The 21,391-nt window shown below is 75.0% G+C and carries 10 protein-coding genes; 8 read left to right on the plus strand and 2 right to left on the minus strand.

Annotated elements, in window-relative coordinates:
* The first annotated feature begins 68 nt into the window (after positions 1-68).
* Complete coding sequence (locus ACIRL2_RS02575) at positions 69-1,793, plus strand: beta-galactosidase family protein (protein ID WP_402229638.1); 1,725 nt, start codon at positions 69-71, stop codon at positions 1,791-1,793.
* Between the two features lie 75 nt (positions 1,794-1,868).
* On the opposite strand, the gene ACIRL2_RS02580 is transcribed toward ACIRL2_RS02575, so the two are convergent.
* Positions 1,869-2,756 (minus strand): LysR substrate-binding domain-containing protein, encoded by an 888-nt coding sequence (locus ACIRL2_RS02580; RefSeq protein ID WP_395869575.1) that lies wholly within the window; start codon positions 2,754-2,756, stop codon positions 1,869-1,871.
* Positions 2,757-3,226: 470 nt separating this feature from the next.
* On the opposite strand from ACIRL2_RS02580, the gene ACIRL2_RS02585 reads away from it, so the two are divergent.
* The 7 genes from ACIRL2_RS02585 to ACIRL2_RS02615 are packed head-to-tail and all read left to right on the plus strand — an operon-like array spanning position 3,227 to position 20,068.
* Positions 3,227-10,351, plus strand: coding sequence for an SDR family NAD(P)-dependent oxidoreductase (locus ACIRL2_RS02585; protein ID WP_402229582.1), 7,125 nt, complete (start codon positions 3,227-3,229; stop codon positions 10,349-10,351).
* On the plus strand, positions 10,348-14,877 hold the full coding sequence (locus ACIRL2_RS02590) for a beta-ketoacyl synthase N-terminal-like domain-containing protein (protein WP_402229584.1): 4,530 nt from the start codon (positions 10,348-10,350) through the stop codon (positions 14,875-14,877). Before ACIRL2_RS02585 ends, ACIRL2_RS02590 begins: the two co-directional genes overlap by 4 nt.
* Complete coding sequence (locus tag ACIRL2_RS02595) at positions 14,874-15,185, plus strand: acyl carrier protein (RefSeq protein ID WP_402229587.1); 312 nt, start codon at positions 14,874-14,876, stop codon at positions 15,183-15,185. The genes ACIRL2_RS02590 and ACIRL2_RS02595 overlap by 4 nt, the downstream gene beginning before the upstream one ends.
* On the plus strand, positions 15,182-16,027 hold the full coding sequence (locus ACIRL2_RS02600; RefSeq protein ID WP_395869582.1) for an alpha/beta fold hydrolase: 846 nt from the start codon (positions 15,182-15,184) through the stop codon (positions 16,025-16,027). The genes ACIRL2_RS02595 and ACIRL2_RS02600 overlap by 4 nt, the downstream gene beginning before the upstream one ends.
* The gene (locus tag ACIRL2_RS02605) at positions 16,024-17,187 is read left to right on the plus strand and encodes a glycosyltransferase (RefSeq protein ID WP_402229589.1); all 1,164 of its coding nucleotides are present in this window, start codon (positions 16,024-16,026) and stop codon (positions 17,185-17,187) included. The genes ACIRL2_RS02600 and ACIRL2_RS02605 overlap by 4 nt, the downstream gene beginning before the upstream one ends.
* Positions 17,181-19,070 carry a methyltransferase domain-containing protein gene (locus ACIRL2_RS02610; RefSeq protein WP_402229591.1) on the plus strand — a complete coding sequence of 630 codons (1,890 nt, stop codon included), beginning with the start codon at positions 17,181-17,183 and terminating at the stop codon, positions 19,068-19,070. Before ACIRL2_RS02605 ends, ACIRL2_RS02610 begins: the two co-directional genes overlap by 7 nt.
* A complete protein-coding gene (locus ACIRL2_RS02615) occupies positions 19,067-20,068 on the plus strand; it encodes a hypothetical protein (protein WP_402229594.1) in 1,002 nt (333 codons plus the stop codon). The genes ACIRL2_RS02610 and ACIRL2_RS02615 overlap by 4 nt, the downstream gene beginning before the upstream one ends.
* Positions 20,069-20,150: 82 nt before the next feature.
* Here the strand turns inward: ACIRL2_RS02615 and ACIRL2_RS02620 are convergent, their stop codons facing one another.
* Entirely contained in the window at positions 20,151-21,035 is an 885-nt protein-coding gene (locus ACIRL2_RS02620) for a LysR substrate-binding domain-containing protein (protein ID WP_395869590.1), read from the minus strand.
* Positions 21,036-21,391: the final 356 nt, after the last annotated feature.

A 21,391-nucleotide genomic window follows, 5' to 3' on the forward strand; every position in this document is an offset into this window, starting at 1 on the left:
GTGTCTTGACCACCCCCAGCCTCGTCCCGAGTCGAGACGGCTTCGCCCTCGACGGCAGGCCGTTTCGCATGCTCTCCGGTGCCCTGCACTACTTCCGCGTCCACCCCGGGCAGTGGGACGACCGGCTCACCCGGCTGCGCGGCCTGGGTCTGAACACGGTCGAGACCTACGTCGCCTGGAACGTGCACGAACCCACCCCGGGACGCTTCGACTTCACCGGCGGCAAGGACCTGGTCGCATTCCTGCGCGCGGCCGAGCGGCACGGGCTCAAGGCGATCGTCCGGCCCGGCCCCTACATCTGTGCGGAGTGGGAGTTCGGCGGCCTGCCCGCGTGGCTGCTCAAGGATCCGGGGATGCGGCTGCGGTGCGCCCACCCGCCGTACCTGGCCGCCGTGGACCGCTACCTCGACGCGGTCATGCCGCTGCTGGAGCCGCTGCTCGCCGAGCACGGCGGGCCGGTGATCGCGCTCCAGGTGGAGAACGAGTACGGCAGCTACGGCAACGACGTCGCGTACCTGCGGCACCTGGTCGAGGGGCTGCGCCGGCGCGGCGCGAACGGACTGCTGTTCACCTCCGACGGGCCCACCGAACCGATGCTCCAGGGCGGGACCGTGGCCGGCGTGTTGCCCACGGTGAACTTCGGCTCGCGCGCGGACGAGGCGTTCGCGACGCTGCGCCGCTGGTCGCCGGACGGGCCGCCGGTGTGCATGGAGTTCTGGAACGGCTGGTTCGACCACTGGCGCGACCCGCACCACGTGCGGGACGCGGCGGACGCGGCGGGCGTGCTCGACGACATGCTCGCGGCCGGCGGGTCGGTGAACCTGTACATGGCGCACGGCGGCACCAACTTCGGGCTGATGAACGGCGCCAACGAGCACGAGGGCGTCTACCAACCGACGGTGACCAGCTACGACTACGACGCGCCGATCGGCGAGGCCGGCGAGCTCACCGAGAAGTACTGGGCCCTCCGCGAGGTGATCGGGCGCTACGCGCCGCTGCCGGCCGAACCGCCGCCGGCCCTACCGCCCCGGATCAAGCTCGGCGAGGTCGCGCTGCCCTCGGCGGCGGCGCTGCTCGCGCACGTCGAGGACCTGTCCGCGCCCGTGTACTCGCCCGGCACGCTGACCATGGAGGAGCTCGATCAGGCGTACGGCTTCGTCCTGTACCGCACGTGGGTCAGCGGCCCGCGCGAGGCGGCGCCGCTGCACGTGGACGGGCTGGCCGACCGGGCGCAGGTGTTCCTGGACGGGGTGCCGATCGCGGTGCTCGACCGCGGCGAGGGCGGTTCGGCCTCGTGCGAGCTTGCCATTCCCGCCGGCGGCGCGCGCTTGGACCTGCTGGTGGAGAACTGCGGGCGGATCAACTACGGGCCCGGCCTGCACGACCGCAAGGGCATCACCCGGGGTGTGCGGTTGGAGCGGCAGAACCTGTTCGGCTGGCAGATGTACCCGCTGCCGTTGGACGCGCCGGGCGGGCCGGTGTTGCCGGACGCCGCCGGGCCGATCCCGGCGGGCGTACCGGTGCTGCGCTCGGGCACCTTCGAGGTGGAGGCGGTCGGGGACACCTTCGTCCGGCTGGACGGGTGGACCAAGGGGCTGGTCTGGATCAACGGCTTTCTGCTCGGCCGCTACTGGAGCACCGGTCCGCAGCGCACGCTGTACGTTCCGGCGCCGGTGCTGCGCGCGGGGGCGAACGCGGTGACCGTGCTGGAACTGCACGGCCCCGGCGGAGCACAGGTCACCTTCACGGACACGCCCGACCTCGGCGAACCCGCGGCGGCGCCGATCGAGTAGGCGGGCGCGGTCGCCCGCCGGGTGGGCCGACGGGCAGCTCGCGCGGGCGCGGAGCCGCCGATCGCGCGGCGGGCCTCAGTCCGCGTCCGGTTCGCTGTGGCCGGCTCGGCGGGCCAGGTCGACGAACAGTCGCGCCGAGCGGGTGCGGGCGTTCTCCTTGCAGACCAGCATGATGCCGCGGCGCAGCGGCGGGTCGAGCGAGCGGATCACGGCCGAGTCGCCGAACACGTCCTCGGCCACGTCCCGGTACCAGATCAGCGAACCCTCGCCGTTGAGGACGCCGGCGACCCAGTTGACCCGGTCGTTGTGCTCGCAGGCGCCGATCGGCCGCACGCCCATCTCGGCGAACATCGCCTCGAATTGCGAGCGCCGCTCGCTGCCGCGCTCCGGGAGCACCATCGGGAGGCCGTCCAGCGCGTTCCAGGGCACCGGGTCCGGCAGCCGCGTGTCCGGCGGCGAGACGAGCACCACCTCGGCGTCGGCCAGCCGGTAGGTGCGCAGGTCGCCGGGCCCGGGCGCGTCCGCCACCCCGATCTCGGCGGTGCCCGACCGTACCGCGGCCAGCACCGCTCCACGCGCGTCGTGCCGGGTCACCTCGATCGGCGCCTCGGGGTGCTCTCCCGCGAACGCCGCGACCAGTCGGGCCACGCGGCCGATCGCGAGCGTGGATGTGGTGGCGACGGTCAGCGTCGGCTCGGAGACCGGACCGGCCACCCGGCCGATGTCCTCGATCGCGGTGACGGTGTCGAGCACGGTCCGGGCGAGCCGGACCACCCGGGAGCCCTCGGCGGTCAGTCCCACCGTCCGGCCTTCGCGCACGAACAGTTCGGCGCCCAACTCGTGTTCGAGTGCCTTGAGCGCCCGCGACAGCGCGGACTGGGCGACGTAGAGGGCTTCGGCGGCGGCGGTCATGGTGCCGAAGTTCGCGACGGCGACGAGGTAGCGGAGCTGCTGGAGGGTCACGCGCCGCACCATAACGGTCACACCACCCATACCGGCAGGGTGCGAAACCGGCCAATTCCCTTTCGTGGAACGGTGGTGTGGGTGGGTCGGGTGAATCTCCAGGGCATCGGTGTATGCCGAGCGGGCAAGGATCGACTGTGCGGAGACCGCGCGTCCGGGTCGGTCCGGCGGGGCGCTCGGCCCGTGTCCCGCTTGGTCGAGCGGGGTCCCGAGCCGGGACTGCCGAAGCCTGTTCGGGCAAGTCGCGGCGGCCGAGCCGTCGTTGACTCCTCGTTGCCGGAAACCGACGATACGGCGCAGTGATTCGGCTACGGCCGATTTTTCGACCTCATACCGCTTTCGGATGCGGGGCGCGTTTCTTCGGCATCGGCGTGCACGCCGCGATTCGCCGTGCCCGGAGCCGGGTTCGCGTGTTCTCTCCACCGCACCGTTCATCCTGCCGCACGGTTTCCGAACGGAGGCACGCCCCCATGACGTCGCAGTCCCCACGTCGCGATCAGGTCCTCGCAGTGAGCCCCTTTGGTCGTCCCAACGCCCGACTCGTGATCGCCGCGCACCGGGCCGGCGCGCTCGGGGTGCTCGACCTCGGCCGCGATCGCGGCGCGGCGCTCGGCGAGTTGGCCGAAGCGTCGGCGGTCCCGTCCTTCGGGGTCCGGGTACCGGTGGGCTGTCCGCTGGAACCGCGTGAACTACCCGCGCACGTGCACGTCGTGCTGCTGGCGCCCGATGCGCCGTGGGCGCCCGCGACCGTCGGGCCGGGGCGGCGGGTCCTGGTCGAGGTCACCTCGGCCGACCAGGCCCACGCGGCGGTCGCGGCCGGGGCCGAGGGGGTGATCGCGCGCGGCGCCGAGAGCGGTGGACGGTGCGGCGAGCTGACCACGTTCGTACTGCTCCAGCAGTTGCTCGCGGACGAGCGGGTGTCGGTCCCGGTGTGGGCGGCCGGTGGCATCGGCCCGCACACCGCCGCGGCGGCGGTCGCGGGCGGGGCCGCCGGGGTGCTGCTCGACACCCAACTGGCCCTGGTGGCCGAGAGTACGGTGCCCGCCGACGTCGCGGCGGCGGTGCGCGCGATGGACGGCAGCGAGACCGTGGTGATCCGGGGCCACCGGGTATATCGGCGTCCGGACCTGCCGATCTCGCGGCTGGCCGGACCGGAGGGCGATCCGGCCGCCGTGTCGGGCGCGGGCGGACTGCGCCGGGAGTTGCTCCCGGTCGGCCAGGACGGCGCGTTGGCGGGCCGGCTCGCCGACCGCTACGGCACGGCCGGCCGGGTGCTGCACGCGGTGCGCGAGGCGATCGTGGACCACGTGGCCTCGGCCGCCCGGCGCGGTGTGGGTCCCAGGCCGGTACAGGGGCCGATGACCCGGGTCAGCGATCGGGCCGCGTTCGCGCACTCGGTCGCCCGGGCGGGCGGGTTGCCCTTCCTGGCGCTGTCCCTGCTGCGCGGCCCGGAGGTGGGCGCGCTGCTCACCGAGACCGCCGAGGCCCTCGGCGACCTGCCGTGGGGCGCGGGCCTACTCGGATTCGCCCCGCCGGCACTGCGCGACGAACAGCTCGCCGCGGTGCTCGCCGCCCGGCCGCCGTACGCGTTGATCGCGGGTGGTCGCCCGGGGCAGGCCGCGCCCCTGGAGGCCGCCGGGATCCGCACCTATCTGCATGTGCCCTCCCCCGGACTGGCGGCGCAGTTCCTGCGCGAGGGTGCCCGGCGCTTCGTCTTCGAGGGCACCGAGTGCGGCGGGCACGTCGGGCCGCGCGCGAGCTTCCCGTTGTGGGAGGCGCAACTGGACGAGTTGTTGTCGTACGCCGAACGGCACGGCGGCGCGGCCGGGTTGGACGTGATGTTCGCGGGCGGGATCCACGACGCGCGTTCGGCCGCGATGGTCGCCGCGGCGGCGGCCCCGCTGGTCGAGCTGGGCGCCTCGGTCGGCGTGCTGATGGGCACCGCGTACCTGTTCACCCGCGAGGCGGTGGAAGGTGGCGCGATCCTGCCCGGTTTCCAGGCCGCGGCGATCGAGTGCGCGTCGACCGCGCTGGTGCGGACCGCGCCCGGGCACGCGACCCGCTGCGCCGGCACGCCGTTCGTGACCGCGTTCGAGGACAGTCGGCGTGAGTTGGAGGCGCGTGGCGTGCCGCCCCGGCAGGTCTGGGCCGAGTTGGAGCAGCTCAACCTGGGCCGCTTGCGGATCGCCAGCAAGGGTCTGCGGCGCGAGGCGGGCGAGTTGGTCGCGGTGGACGCGGAGGCGCAGCGTCGGGACGGGATGTTCATGCTGGGCCAGGCCGCGGTGCTGCGATCGGCGCCGACCGACGTCGCCACGCTGCACCACGAGATCACCACCGGATCGGCCGCGTGGCTGGCCCGCCGGGTGCGCGAGCTGGGCGGGTCGCCGCGATCGGCCGCGCCCCGACCACAGGATGTCGCGATCGTGGGCATGGCCTGTGTGCTCCCGGGTGCCCCGGACCTGGCGAGCTACTGGCGCAACATCCTGGCCGGCGTCGACGCGGTGACCGAGGTGCCGCGCGAACGCTGGGACGTGGAGCGCTACTTCGCGCCGAGCTCCGAGCCGGGCGCAACCGCGCGTGGTTCGGTCAAGGGCGCCGGCCCCGGAGCGGTCCCGGCCGGGCGGACCCCGTCCAAGTGGGGTGGATTCGTGCCCGCGATCGGGTTCGACGCGACCGGGTACGGCATCCCGCCCGCCTCGCTGGCCTCGATCGAACCGGCCCAACTGCTCGCGCTGCACGTCGCGTCGGGGGCGCTGGCGGACGCCGGATACGGACCGGGGCGGACCTTCGCGCGCGAGCGCACATCGGTGATCTTCGGCGCCGAGGCGGGTACCGACCTGGCCGGCGCGTACGGCTTCCGCGCGCTGTTCCCGGGCTGGTTCGGCGATTTGCCCGAGGACCTGGATCGACAACTGCCCTCCCCCACGGAGGACTCCTTCCCCGGTGTCCTGGCCAACGTGATCGCCGGTCGGATCGCCAATCGGCTCGACCTGGGCGGCGTCAACTACACCGTGGACGCCGCGTGCGCTGCCTCGTTGGCGGCGCTGGATCTGGCCTGCAAGGAGCTGAACACCGGGTCGAGCGACCTGGTGTTGTGCGGTGGCGTGGACACCCACAACGGGATCAACGACTTCCTGATGTTCTCCTCGGTGCGAGCCCTGTCACCGTCCGGACGGTGTGCGACCTTCGACGCCGACGCGGACGGGATCGCGCTGGGCGAGGGCGCGGTGTGCGTGCTGCTCAAGCGGCTCGCCGACGCCGAACGCGACGGGGATCGGGTGTACGCGGTGGTCAAGGGCGTCGGGGGGTCCAGCGACGGCCGCTCGCTCGGGCTGACCGCGCCGCGTCCCGAGGGCCAGCGGCGGGCGCTGGAACGCGCGTATCGGGCGGCCGGCGTCTCACCGGCCGAGGTCGGCCTGGTCGAGGCGCACGGCACCGGCACCGTGGTCGGCGACCACGCCGAACTGGACACGCTCACCCAGGTGTTCGCCGAACACGGCGCGACCCCCGGGGCCTGCGCGGTGGGCTCGGTGAAGTCCCAGATCGGGCATACCAAGTGCGCGGCCGGCCTGGCCGGACTGGCCAAGGCCGCGCTGGCGGTGCACTTCGGGGTCCGCCCGCCGACCCTGCACCTGCGTCGACCGCCGCACCCGAGCCCGTTCGTGTTCGACGACCGGGCCCGTCCGTGGCACACGCCGGTCGGCGAACGCGTCGCCGGGGTCAGCGCGTTCGGCTTCGGCGGGACCAACTTCCACGCGGTGCTCGCCGGTTCGCCGCGATCCGGCGAGGCCGGGGCGGGCGGCGCGGACGCCGCGTGGCCCGCCGAGCTGTTCTGCTTCCGGGGCGCGGATCTCGCGGCGGCGCACGCGGCGCTCGACCGGTTGACGACTCGGCTGGACGCGGCGCAGGAGGTGCCGCTGCGCGGGCTGGCGGCGCTCGCGGAAGCCGACGCCGACGCGGGGGTCGGCGTCGGGGTGGGCGTCGGCGGCGAGTCCGGAACCGAGCTCGACGCCGGGACCGACGTCGGATCCGGTGGCCCGGACCCGGTGTGGATCGCCTTCGTCGCGACCGATCACGCCGATCTGCGGGTCAAGCTCACCCTGGCCCGGGCGGGCGCGGTCGATCCCGGCGGCGAGATCTTCCACCGGACGGTGAGCGAGAACAGGAGCGGCACCGGAGTCGGGGCCGGGGTCGGGACCGGGGCAGGGGTCGAGACCGGGGCCGACGCCGATCCGGCCGGGCGGGTGGCGTTCCTGTATCCCGGGCAGGGCAGCCAGCGGCCCGGAATGCTCGCCGACCTGTTCGCCCGGTTTCCCGAACTGTGTGACGGCCTGCGGGACATCTCGCCGGAGTGTGTACGGGCGATGTTCCCGCCCGCCGCGTTCGACGCCGCGACGCGCGCCGAGCAGGTCGCCCGGATCACCGACACCCGGCACGCGCAGCCCGCGCTCGGGGCGGCGGCGGTCGCGCTGACCCGGCTCCTCGACCGGTTCGGGGTGTGGCCGGACCAGGTGGCCGGGCACAGCTACGGCGAGGTGGCCGCGCTGTGGTCGGCGGGCGTGTTGTCCACGCGCGATCTGGGTCGGCTCGGCGGGATCCGGGCGGCGGCCGTGCTGGCCGCCGCGGGTCCCGAGCCCGGCGCGATGGCGGCGGTGTCGGCGGGTGCGGACCACGTGGCCGAGGTGTTGGCCGACGTCGACGGCGTCGTGCTCGCCAACCGCAATACGCCGACCCAGACCGTCGTCTCCGGCTCCGAACGAGCCCTGACCGCGGCGCTCGCCGCGCTGGACGGCGCCGGGCTGTCCGCGCGTCGCCTGCCCGTGGCGTGCGCGTTCCACAGTCCCGTGGTCGCGGCGGCGGCCGACACCCTCACGGCCGCCCTCGCGGACCTGGACGTACGCCCGCCCGGGATCCCGGTGTGGTCCAACAGCACCGCCGCGCGCTACCCGGACACGCCCGCCGGGGTACGTGCGCTGATCGCCCGTCAGGTGGCCGAGCCGGTGCGGTTCGGCGAGCAGATCGAGGCGATGTACGGGGCGGGTGTGCGGATCTTCGTCGAGGTCGGGCCGGGTAGGGCGCTGACCGGCATGGTGCGGGCGATCCTCGGCGACCGGCCGCACACCGCCGTGCCCTGCGACGTGCCCGGCGAGGACGGCCTGCGCCGACTGCTCACCGCGCTCGCCGAACTCGCGGTGGCCGGCGTGCCGGTCCGGGTCGCGGGCGGCCTGGCGGGCCGGATCCGGCCGATCGACGTCGAACCGGGTGCCCGCCCGGCCTGGACCGTGGACGGCCACCTGGTGCGCACCGCCGACGGTCGCCCGGTGCCCGGTGGGCTGCGCCCGGCGACCCCGGTGGCCGCGCTGCCCCTGGGGCCTGCGGCCGGTGGCACGGCCGAGCCGACCGGCTCCGCGCGGGATGCGGTGCTGCTCGAATACCTGGCCGGTGCCCGGGCCTCGGTCGCCGCGCAGCGCGAGGTGCTGCTCGGCTACCTGGGTGTTCCGGGCGGCGTGCCGGAGGCACCGTCGCCGGCTCCCGTGGCGTGGCCGGCTCCCGCGCGAGTGCCGTCGGGCCTCCCCGAGGCGACTCCCGGGGAGGCGGCGCCCGGGGAGGCGGCGCCCGGGGGATCGGCTCTCCCGGCCGAGGCGCCGGCCGGACCGATCACGCGCGAGCACGTGTTGGCCGTGGTGCTGGACATCGTGGGCACCCGCACGGGCTACCCGAAGGACATGCTCGACCCGACGCTGGACCTGGAGGCGGACCTGTCCGTCGACTCGATCAAGCGCACCGAGATCATCGGCGAACTGGCCCTGCGGCTGCGCTTGCCGGGTGCGGTCGGCGCGGTCGGCGCGGTCGACGAGGCCGTGGTCGAGCGGCTGGCCAAGGTCAAGACGATCGACGCGATCGTGTCCGGCGTCCTGGAGGCGGGCTCCGAGTCGGGCGAGGCGGCACGGCCCGCCGAGGTCGCCGAGCCCACCGCGTCCTCCCGCGAGGATTCGCCGCCGATCGGTGACCGCCCCACCCGGCACCTGGTCGAGTGCGTGCCGATCGAGGATCCGCCGCCCGGCGAATCGACGGACCCGCCGACCGGCGAGGCGCTGCGCGGTCGCCGGGTGGTCCTGGTCGAGGACGGCGGCGGGATCGCGTGGGCGCTGGCCGACCTGCTGGAGGCACACGGCGCCGTGGTCGAGGTCCGCGCCCGGGATCGGGCCGAACCCGCCGACGAACACCCGGACCCGGCGCGGTCGCACGTCCCGTGGTCGGACGTCGACACGCTGGTCCACCTGGCCGCGCTCGGCGACGGCCCGGACCCGGTCCTCCCGGACGCCTTCCCGCTGCTGCGGGCCGCGCTGGTGGGCGGCGTACGGCAGGTGTTCCTCGGCACCGCCGGCGGCGGCGACTTCGGCCGCTCGTCGGAGCCCGCCGCCGGACCCGACCCGGTGCCGGGCGCGGGCCTGGCCGGGTTCGCCCGCTCCGCCGCGCTCGAATACCCGGACCGCGTGGTGCGCGTCCTGGACGTGGATCCCAAGGAGGAACCCACCCGGCCCGCCCACCGTCTCCTGATCGAACTGGCCCGCACCACGCACCGGCCCGAGCCCGGGGCGCCGGTGCTGCTCGGCCTGGCCGACGGCCGCCGGACGACCCTGCGCACCCGGCCGGCGCCGCTGCCGGAGATCTCCTCCGCCGATCGGGACGCGCTGCTGCGCGAGCGGCTGGGTCCGGACGCGGTGCTGCTGCTGACCGGCGGCGCCCGGGGAATCACCGCCCGGGCGGCACTGGGCCTGGCCCGGGCCACCGGTTGTCACATCGCGTTGCTCGGTCGGACCGGCGACGGCGGCGAACCGGAGCCCGCCGCGCTCGCCGCCGCGACCGACGCGCCGGCGCTGCGGGCCGCGCTGATCGCGTCCGGGGTGCGTGAGCCGGCCCGGATCGAGGCCGAGCTGACCCGGGTGCTCAATCGCCGTCGAGTCCGCGCGACGCTGGCCGAGTTGGCCGAACACGCGGCCTCGGTACGGCTGCACGTCGCGGATGTCACCGACGCCGACGCGGTCCGCCGGGTCCTGGCCGAGATCGCCGAGCGGCACGGTCGGCTCAACGGGATCGTGCACGGCGCGGGCGTGCTGGCCGACCGGCTCCTGGTGGACAAGACGCCGGAATCCTTCCGAGCCGTGTTCGGCACGAAGGTGACCGGCGCGCGGGCCCTGGTCGCGGCCCTGCGCGCGCTGCGGCCGACCTTGGCGCCACCGGCGTTCCTGGCCATGTTCGGCAGCGTCGCGGGCGTGTACGGCAACCGGGGTCAGAGCGACTACGCCGCCGCCAACGACGCGCTGGCGACCCTGGCGCGGCACTGGTCGGCGGGCTCGGGCGACACGCTCGCGCCGGTGGCGGAGCGGGTGGTGACCATCGACTGGGGTCCGTGGGCAGCCGAAGGCGGCGGCATGGTGACGCCGGAGTTGGCCCGCGAATACGCGCGGCGCGGCGTCCCCCTGATCGATCCCGGGCACGGTGTGCACGCGCTGCTCGCCGAGTTGGCGCTGGGCGCGGACCGGCAGGCCGTGTACGCGTGCGTCCCGGCGGCCGGGCCGGTGTCCGGGTGAGCGCCCACACCGGCGGACCCGGCCCGCGGCCGGACGACGCGGCGATCGTCGGGATCGGCGCGATCTTCCCCGGGGCGGCCGACCCGGACGGCTTTTGGCGGCTGATCGAGGCCGGCGTCGACGCGATCACCGACGTGCCGGCGAACCGTTGGGACCCGGCGCTCTACTACGCGCCCGGCACGGCCGGCGAGCCCGTCCGCAGCGATCGCTTCTACTGCCGACGCGGCGGCTTCGTGGACGATCTGGCCACGTTCGATCCGGTGCGCTTCGGCATCATGCCCGCGGTCGTCGCCGGTGCCGAACCCGACCAGTTGCTCGCGCTGCGCGCCGGCGCCGAGGCGATCGCGGACGCGGGCGGCGAGGCGCGGCTGCCTGACCGCTCCCGGATCGGCGTGGTCTTCGGCCGCGGCGGCTACATGGGCGTGGCCACCGCCCGGCTCGACCAACGGGTCCGTACCGCGCCCCAACTGATCTCGCTGTTGGGCGAGTTGGCCCCGGAGTTGGATCACGCCCGACTGACCCTGATTCGCGAGGCGTTCCGGGACGCGATCGGCCCGGAGCGGCCGGACGCGTCGATCGGCCTGGTGCCCAGCTTCACCGCGTCCCGGATCGCCAACCGGCTCGACCTGGGCGGGCCCGCGTACACGTTGGACGCGGCCTGCGCGACCTCGCTGCTCGCGCTGGACCAGGCCGCCGCGGAGTTGCGTTCCGGGCGCTGCGACGCGGTGCTCGCGGGCGCCGTGCACCATTGCCACATCGCCACGTTGTGGAGTGTGTTCACCCAGTTGCGCGCGCTCAGTGCGAGCGAGCGGATCCGGCCGTTCGACCGGGCGGCGGACGGCACGCTGATCTCCGAGGGCACCGGTGCGGTGCTGCTCAAGCGCTTCGCCGACGCCGAACGCGACGGCGACCGGGTGTACGCGGTGGTCCGCGGCGTGGGCGTCTCCAGTGACGGCCGCGCGGCGAGCCTGATGAGTCCGCTGGTCGAAGGGCAGGTACGGGCCCTGGAGCAGGCCTGGCGGGTGGCCGGGCTCGATCCCACCACACCGGGCCTGCTCGGCCTGGTCGAGGCGCACGGTACCGGCACCCCGGTCGGCGACGAGGCCGAACTGACCACGCTGGGCAAGGTCTTCGGACCGCGCGCGGGCGACGGCCCGGCCGATGTCGCGCTGGGCACGGTCAAGTCCAACATCGGCCACGCGATGCAGGCCTCCGGGATGGCCGGTCTGATCAAGGCCGCGCTCGCGCTGCATCACCGGACCCTGCCGCCGACGTTGCACGTCGAGGATCCGCATCCGGCCTTCGCCGGCACCCGGATGCGGCCTCAACGGCAGGCCCGGGAGTGGCCGGTCAACCCGCGCGGAAGCCGACTGGCGGCGGTCGACGCGTTCGGCTTCGGCGGCGTCAACGCGCACGCCGTGCTGGAACAGCCGCCCGCGGGCCGGGCGGTCGCGCTGCCCACCGGACCGGGTCGGCCGGCCGTGCCCGACGTCCTGACCCTGGCGGCCGACTCGGTGTCCGAGCTGGCCCGGCTGCTGGCCGAGGTCACCGCCGGACGGCCGGCCCCCACCGGGCGGGCGGGACCGTGCCGAATCGCGATCGCCGACCCGACCCCCAAGCGCCTCACGCTGGCCGCCCGCGTCCTCGACCGCGGCGTGCCGTGGCGCGGCCGGGCCGAGATCTGGTTCACCCCGCGCCCGCTGCTGGGCCCGTACGCGCCGACGCCGGGTCGGGTCGCGTTCCTGTTCCCCGGTCTGGAACCCGAGACCTCGCCGCGCCTGGACGACCTGGCCGACGCGTGCGGCCTGCCCCGGCCCGAGTTGACCGGTGCCGAGGATCTGGTCGGGCGGGCCGTGGACGCGTTGACCGCCGGTCGCTTCCTGGCCGCCGAGTTGGAACGGGCGGGCCTGGTCCCGGATCTGCTGGCCGGGCACAGCATGGGCGAGTGGACCGCGATGGTCGTCGCCGGGATGTACCCGCGCGCCGCGGTGGACGGCTTCCTCGGCTCGCTGCGCCCGGACTCGTTGGCCGTGCCGGACCTGGTCTACGCGGCGGTGGGCTGCGGGGCGGACCTCGCGCGGCGGCGGGTCGGCGCCGGTCCGGTGGTCGTCTCGCACGACAACTGCCCGAACCAGAGCGTGCTGTGCGGCCCGCCCGACGCGGTCGCCGAGGTGCTGGGCCAATTGCGCGGCGCCGGCGTCGTGGGCGGCGAACTGCCGTTCCGCTCCGGCTTCCACACGCCGATGTGGGCGCCCTACCTCGGGCAGGTGACCGCCGCGTTCGAGCGACTCCCGCTGCGGGCGCCGCGCGTGCCGGTGTGGTCGGCGACCGCCGTCGGCCCCTACCCTCGGGACGCCGCCGCGGTCCGCGAGTTGACCGTCCGCCACCTCCTCGAACCGGTCCGGTTCCGGGAGTCGGTCGAGGCCCTGTACGCGCACGGGGTAAGGGTGTTCGTCCAGCCGGGCGCGGGCAGCCTGGTCGGGTTCGTGCACGACACGCTGCGCGGGCGCGACGCGCTGGCCGTCGCGGCGCACTCGACGCTGCGGCCGGGCCTGGCGGGATTCCGGCGGGCGGCGGCGGCGCTGTGGGTGGAGGGTGCGGCGATCGACCCGGCGGCCCCGACCAGCTCGGCGCCGGCACCGCCTGCGGTATCCGCTCCGGCGCCCGTCGGGCCGATCGTCCGGCTCGACCTCGGGTCGCCGCTGGTCGCGCTGGGCTCGGCCGCCGGGCCGCTACGGTTCGTGGGCGGGCACCGCCCCGCCCCGGTGGTCGGCGGGCATCCCGTCCTGGCGGCCTTCCACGCGGCGCTGGCCGAGGCGGACCGCTCGCTGACCGAGGTCGCCGACTTGGCCCTTCCCCCCTCGGCCGCCTCCCCGCCGGCGCCGACCGGGGCTTCGGAGCGCCGCGCGTACCGGTTCTCCCTGGCCGAACACCCCTATGTCCGCGACCACTGCGTCTACGAGCAGCCCGAGTGGTGGCCGGACGCGGCGGACCGCTTCCCGGTGCTGCCGATGACCACGCTGATCCGGCTCGCGGGCGAACAGGCCCACGCGGCGGCCGGGCCGGGGCGGGTGGTCGTCGGGTATCGGGACGTACGGTCCCTGCGCTGGTTGCCGGTCGCCCCGGCCACCGACACCGAACTGATCCGCACACCCCTGGCCGAGGACCGGGTCCGGATCGAGTTCGGCCGGTACATGTCCACCGAGGTGCTGCTCGCCGACGAGCACGCCGCTCGGCCGGCCCCGGCTCCCGACCGCACCCCGCTCACCGGCGAGGGCCCCGCACCGGTGCGCGCCGAGGATCTGTACCGGGATCGCTGGATGTTCCACGGCCCCGGCTTCGCCGGGGTCGAGCAGGTGTTGACCGTCGCCGACGACGGCATCCGGGGCGTCCTGCGTGCGCTGCCCGCTCCCGGTGCGCTGCTCGACGCCGCCGGGCAACTCCTGGGCCACTGGATGCAGTTGCGGCTGAGCACCGATCGCCTGGTGTTCCCGATGTCGGTGGCCGCGATCGACGGATACGGGCCGCCCACCGAGCCCGGCGCGAGGTTGCTGGCCACCGCGCGGATCCGGGAGATCGGGCCGACCACGGTGCGCGGCGACGTCGAACTGGTCGACCCGGCCACCGGCGCGGTCCGGATCCGGGTACGCGACTGGATCTACCGCCGATTCGCCGCCGACGAGCGGGTGTGGCCGATGAAGTTCACCCCGCACACCACCGGGATCGCCGAGCCACAACCCGAGGGCTGGTGTCTGCTGCGCACCCGCTGGCCCGATCCCGCGGCGCAGGAACTGGTCACCCGCCGCTACCTGGACACCGCCGAGCGGGCCGAATTCGCCGCCAAGCCACCCAGGGAGCGCCGGAGTTGGCTGCTCGGCCGGGTCGCGGCCAAGGACGCGGTGCGACAGTGGTTGTGGGCGTCCGGGCACGGGCCGCTGTATCCGGCGCAGGTCCGGATCACCCCCGCCGGCACGGATCGGCCGCCGGCGCGCGTGGTGGTGGCGCCCGGCGCCCGCGAGCCGGTCTCGCCGTACCTCTCGTTCGCACACAGCCATCGGCTGGGTGTGGCCGTCGCGAGCGCCAACGCGGCCGGCATCGCCATCGAACTCCTCGACCCGGCGCCCGACTCGTCGCCCGATTCCACGGCGCCGGGGCGCGCGCCGTCGACCGACGACGAACGCCGGCTGCTGGACGCGCTCGTGGGCGGCCGGCCCGAGCAGCACCGGTTGTGGACGCTGCGCTTTCGGTGTGCGAAGGACGCGGCCGATCGGGCGGACGGCACCGGCCCGGCCGGCCGCCCGACGGATCGGGTGGTGACCTCGGCCCGGCCCGTGGGCACCCACGACGCCGAGGTGTCGGTGGCTTCGCGCGCACCCGGCGGCGCCGAACACCTCGTGCGCACCCGGGACGTCGAGGATCCGGCGCCCGACGGCACGCGGATCGACCGCTACGTGGTCGCGTGGACGAGCACGCGGCCGCTTGACCCCGACGAATTCCCCACCACCTCACATGGGAGCAGCCGATGAGCGCGGACCCGCACGCCGACCGGATCCTGGCCGAGGTCGCCGAGATGCTCGCCGAGATCGTCGGCGAGGAGCTGCTGATCGCCGCCGAGATCACCCCCGAGAGCGGGTTCGACGACGATCTCGCTTTGGAGAGCATCGAGTTCGTCGCCCTCGCCGGGCGACTCCAGGAGCGCTATGGGGACCGGGTCGACTTCATCGCCTTCCTCGCCGACCTGGAGATCGAGGAGATCATGGCGATGACCGTGGGTCGACTCGTCGAGTTCATCGCCGCGCACACCCGCACCGAGGCCGTCGGCGGTGCCCGGTGAGCGAGGTGTACGCGAACGGGCTGCGGTTTCACGTGCAACGGCTCCGGGCCCCCGCCGACCGACCGGCTCCGCGTACTCCGGTGGTCTTCCTGCACGGCCTGGTCCTGGACAACCTCTCCAGCTTCTACTACACGCTCGCCGCGCCGATCGCCCGCGCGGGGTTCGAGGTGCTGCTCTACGACCAGCGCGGTCACGGGCGTACCGAGCGGCCCAGGACCGGCTACGACCCGGACACCGCGGTCGCCGACCTGGCCGCGCTGCTCAAGGCGTGCGACCTGGCGACTCCGGTGCACCTGGTCGGCAACAGCTTCGGCGGCCTGCTCGCGCTGCACGCCGCGCGTACCCGGCCGGACCTGGTCGCGAGTCTGGTGCTGCTGGAGGGGCAGTGCCTGGACACCCCGGCCGGCGCCGAGCCGTACGCCGGCGGCTGGGTCGAGGAGTTGGCCAACACGCTTAACCTGGCCGCCCTGGGCCTGGAGTCGCATCGCGGCCCGGAGCGGCCGCCGACCGGGCCCGCCCGCAAGGTGGCCCGCCTTCGGGCCGGCGCCGACGCGCTGTTGAACGGCACCACGCTGATCGAGGACGTCACCCTGCTCCGCGCACCGACGCCGAGCGAACTGGCCGACCTCGCCTGCCCGGTCCTGGCGCTGTACGGCGAACTCTCCGAACTCCGCCCACCCGCTGAAGAGTTGGCCGAGCTGCTGGCCGACTGCACACTCACCGTGCTGCCCGGCGTCGGGCACACCGTGCTGCGCGAGGCGACCGCGCCCGTGTTGAGCGCGCTGCTCGACTGGCTGCCCGGGCACGAGCCGGCCACGACGCGGCCCGAGGTCGGCCGATGAGATTCATGTTCGTGGTCCCGCCGTTCACCGGGCACGTGAACCCCACCGTCGCGGTCGCCGCCGCGCTCGCCGAGCGCGGCCACGACGCGGTGTGGTGCGGACCGCCGGAGATCCTGGACCTGCTTCCGGTGGGGGCCCGGCTGTTCGCCACCGGCGATGCCCCGGACCAGGCAGGCGGCTACGCCCGGCTGCACACGAACTGGCAGCGGTTACGCGGAGTGGCCGCGCTGCGCTTCCTCGTCGAGGAGACGCTGGTGCCGCTCGCGCACGCGATGTTGCCCGGGGTCACGGCGGCGGTCACGGCATACCGCCCGGACGTCGTGGTGGCCGACCAGCAAACCTTCGCCGGCGCGTTCGCCGCCGTCCGGGCCGGCGTGCCGTGGGCCACGTCCGCGACCACGTCGGCCGAGTTCACCCGGCCGCTGCTGGGCTTCCCCAAGGTCGCCGACTGGGTTCGCACCCGCATCGCCGGCGCCGCGATCGCGGCCGGCGTGCCGGCGGACTGCGATCCGCGCTTCTCCGCGCGCCTCGTGCTGGTCTTCTCCACGCCGGAACTGGTCGGCCTGACCGAGCCGGCCCCTGCCCATCACTGTTATGTGGGACCCGCGTTCGGGCCCAGGCCGGCGGCGGTGGACTTCCCGTGGGACCGGCTCGACCCGGGCCGGCACCGGGTGCTGGTCTCGCTCGGCACGCTCAACCGCGAGGCGGGCGCCCGGTTCTACCCGGCCGTGGTCACGGCCACCCGACCGCTCGCCGATCGGCTCCAGGTGATCCTGGCCGCCCCCGAGCGCCTGGCCGGCGAACCGGCCGAGCACGTCCTGATCCGCGAGTTCGTACCCCAACTCGACCTGCTTCCGCACCTGGACGCGGTGGTCACGCACTGCGGTCACAACACCGTGTGCGAGGCGCTCGCGTTCGGCCTGCCGCTGGTGCTCGCGCCGATCCGGGACGACCAGCCGATCGTGGCCCGCCAGGTGGTGGCCGCAGGCGCCGGGGTCCGGGTGCGCTTCGGCCGCGCACACGTCCCGGAGATCCGCGCCGCCGTCACCGACGTGCTGGACCGCCCCGACCTGCGCGCGGGGGCCCACCGGGTACGCGCCTCGTTCGCCGTCGCGGGCGGTGCCCACGCCGCCGCCGACCGTCTGGAGAAGCTGTGCTGAGCCCTGTCGCCGGACCGTTCCCGTGGCTCGCCCTGTTGATCGGCCTCGGCCTGGCCGGCGGCACCCGCACACTGCGCCGCCGACTGCGCGCACTGCCCGTACTGCCCGTCGGACCCGAAGCACCCGCGCCGCCCGTCGATCGACCCGTCGGCGGGTGGACGTGCGTGACCGCGCTCGGGGTGCACCCGGACGAATCCACCGTGCGCGCCGCCGTCGGGCACGCCGAGCGCGCCGGACTCTTGCTGCTCGACCTGGTCCCCGGCGACCTGCCCGCCGACGAACTGCTCACCCTGCTCGGCCGATTGGACCCGGACCGGACCCACCGCGACCCGCTCGCCCGCGGCCGCGGCGCGGGCCACCTGCTCGTGGTGCACGACGACGTGCTGCGCCGGGCCGCCGTCCCGGCCGCCGACCTGGTCGGCCTGGATCCGCCCGGTCTGATCGAACTCACCGCCAGGCTGCGTCCGTTCGCCGCGCTGGAGTCCGGCCACGCGGTCGCCCCCGAGCTGACGGCGACGCCGCCGGATCCGGCCCTGCGCAAGCGCCGACTGCGCGCCGAGGGCGTGCCGGTGTGGCCCAACCTGATCGGCCGGCTGGGCGAGGCCGCCGCCTACACCGGGGCGTGCGTGACCACGCCGTTCTGGGGCGCGCTGGTCTTCCTGGTCATGTGGGCACAGCCGTACGCGGTGGTCGCCGGCCACTCGCCGGTGCGCCCGCGCGACCTGGGTCGGGCCACCGCGCTGCGGCCGTTCCTGGCCGGATGGCGCTGGGTGCGCGCGGTCCTCGGGCCCCGCCCGGACCGGGCCCGAACGCCCGCGATGGACCCCGCCGCGCTGCGTCCGGAGTACGCGCGCAGCGTCGCGCACGGCCTGGACGCGTTCTTCGAGGAGCGCCGCGAGACGTGCCCGTGGTGCGGCTCGGACCGGCTCGGGGTGCACCGCCGGATCGGCGACCATCTCCAGGGCAAGCCCGGCCGGTTCACGCTGGAGCGCTGCCGGGACTGCGCGCACGTGTTCCAGAACCCCCGGTTGTCCCTCGCCGGTCTGGAGTACTACTACCGCGACTTCTACGACGGCCTCGGCGGCCCGGGCGCCGAGGCGCTGTTCGGCACCATGTCGCGCACCTACCGGGCCCGTGCCGAGTTGTTGCGCCGACACCTGCCGGCGGACACCGCCCCGCGCGCGTGGCTGGACGTGGGCACCGGACACGCGCACATGTGCGTGGTCGGCCGAAGCGTGTTGCCGGACACCGCCTTCGACGGACTCGACCTCGGCGACGGGGTCGCCGCGGCCGAGCGGCGCGGCTGGATCCGGGCCGGTCATCGCGGCCAGTTCCCCGACCTGGCCGACGATCTGGCCGGCGGTTACGACGTGGTCAGCATGCACCACTACCTGGAGCACACCCGCGATCCGTTCGCCGAACTGGACGCCGCCGCGAAGGTCCTGGTGCCGGGCGGTCGGCTGCTGATCGAACTGCCCGACCCGCGGTGCTGGTACGGCCGGCTGCTGCGCGGCCTGTGGCTGCCGCTGTTCCAGCCCCAACACCAGCACCTGATGCCCCGGCGCAACCTCGAACTCGCGCTCAACGCACGGGGATTCACCGTGCTCGCACACGAGACCGGCCGGGCGCACCAGGGCAACGACTTCACCGGCGCGGTGTCCCAGGCGCTCACCGCGCTCGGGCCGAATCCGACGATGCCCTGGGTCGCGGCCGGGCCGACCCCGTGGCGCCGGGCCCGTCGGGCCGCGCTGGTCGTGCTCTCGGTGCCGTGCTTCGTGGCGGCCGTACTGCTGGACGCGGTCGGTTTCCTGCTCGCGCGGACCGCCGGCGACCACGGTGCAAGCAACGCCTACCGTCTCCTCGCCCGAAAGGACCCGGGATGACCCGCCCACGACCGCGCCCACTCCCCCGCACGAGCCCGCGGGTCGGTCCCGGGAACGACCCGCGGACCGGCACACCGGTCGCCGCTGGGACCGACCCGACGCCGATCCGGTCCGCCGCCGCGGCGCTGCCCGCCGAGCGCGGCGCCGCGCCCGTACTGCGCCTGGTGCCGTTCGTGTTCGCGGAGGCGTTCGGCCGCCCCCCGGCCGGTGTCTGGTCCGCGCCGTACGTGCTGCGCCTGTCCGGCTCGCGGGCCGGGCCGGGCACGGCCGTGCCGCTGTCCTGGCGGGTCGTGATCGCCGCCGCGCCGCGCGCCGACGGGGTGGTCCGGGTCGGTTCGATCAACCGGCCACAGGAGTCGGCCGCGATCGACCCGGCCGTCGGCGTCGGCCCGCTCCCCGATTGGGCCCGCCCGGTGTTCGCGGGCACCACCGGCGCGGGTGGGCTGGACCTGCTCGTGCACACCGACCTGCCGGACAACACCGGCCTGTCCGCCTCGATCCCGCTGACCTGCGTGGCGGCGCTGGCCGAGACGGCGTTCCACGACCCGGGCGCCGGCACCGGTCGACGGGCCCCGATCCGGCTCGCCGACCCCCCACTGGGCGAGGTCGCGCTGTTCGGCCGCCCGGGCCACATCACACTGATCGAGGACGACGCGGGCGCGGTGGAGCACCTGCCGTTCGACCCCGAGCGGCTCGGCCTGCGGTTCGTGCTGACGGTGCCCCGGTGGGCGGACGGCCGGGCCGACGAGGACGCGCCGCCGGCCGGGGCGGCCCCGGACCGAACCGCCGCCGCGTCCCCGGCCTGCCGCGCCGCACTGGCCTCGGGAGCGGTCGAGGCCCGCCCGCTGGGTGCGGGCGGGCCCTCGATCGCGGTGGTACCGGGCGCCGCGCTCGCGGCCGTGCGCCGGGCCCTCGTGGACACCTACACGCGCGCCGGCGAACCGGCCCCGCGCGTCCTCAGCGCCTTGGTCGGATCCCCGTGCACTCGGGTCGCGTAGGGGGTGTCCTCGATCCCCCGTCGGGCTGTGGACGACACGCCCCGGAACGCACGGCGCATCCGACGGGCATGGCGCCGATTCCTCATACGTACTCGATCTCCTGGACGCCCTGACGGCGGCTGTAGTCGAGCAGCGCGCGCACCTCACGGCTGATCGGGCCGCGCCCGCGCACCAGGCCGACCGTCCTGACCAGCCTCGGGCTCATCGACCGCACCGAGACGCTGGACGCGAACGGCTGGGCCAGGTCGGCGTACCACAACACCGAGCCGTGCCCGGCCAGCACGCACGGGATCCACGCGCCGCGATCGTCGGTCTCCATCGCGACCGTGGGCCGCACCCCGGCCGTGGCGAACAACATCTCGAAGTCGGCCCGCCGCCCGCTGCGGCGGGACGGCAGGATCATCGGCAGTCCCTCCAAATCCGTCCAGGAGACCGGATCCGGCAGGCGGGTGCCCTTCGGCGAGACCAGGACCACCTCGTACGAGCGCAGCGGCAGCACCTCGAAACCGCCGGGCGCGGGCAGATCCACCAGCGCGATGTCGCTGTCGCCGGCCCGCAGTGAGGCGAACAGGGCCTCTCGGCTGTCCTGCCGATCCACCACGACGTCCAGATCCGGGTGCGACTTGGCCAGGCCCGGCAGCAGGCCGCTGGTGCACTCGATGGCGAGCGTCGCGGTGGCGGCCAGGTGTACCGTGTCCGCGTGCGCGGGCTCCTCAACCCGCACGATGTCCTTGATCGCCTGCACGCCGCGGAGCACCTTGCGTGCGAGGGAGACCACCTGGACACCGGCGGCCGTCGGCACCAGGCCGCGACCGACCCGGGTGAACAGGACCACGTTCAGCTCGCGTTCCAGGCTCTGCAACGATCGGGACAAAGCGGGCTGGACCACGAAGAGTTCCTGTGCGGCACCGGTCATGCTGCCGTGTTCGGCGACGGCGATCAGGTAGCGCAGCTGTTGAAGGGTCACGGGGTATCCACGCCCCCGATCGGGAGCTCGACCCGATCGCGCGCTCGGGTCCGGGCCCGTGCTCGATGTGTCGCACGGTGGCTGTCGACCATGGTGTTCCTCCAGGGTGTGCCGTGGTGCCGGGGTGGGTGAAAACGCTGGCTGAACCTCGGTTCCCGGGGCGGCCGGACGGGCCGGCGCGGCGCCCGGGGCGGCTGCCCCGAGCGACACGCCGACCCATCCGGCCGGAGCTGTGCTCGCACTGTGCGCTTCGACTGTGGTTCAGAACCAGGTGACATTCCAGGGGAACGCTGCGGTGGCTTTCGCGCCGGCCGCATCGGTCGCGGTCACCTCGACCGCGAACGACCCCACACCCC

The organism is Embleya sp. NPDC127516 (assembly GCF_044765325.1).
GTDB lineage: Bacteria > Actinomycetota > Actinomycetes > Streptomycetales > Streptomycetaceae > Embleya.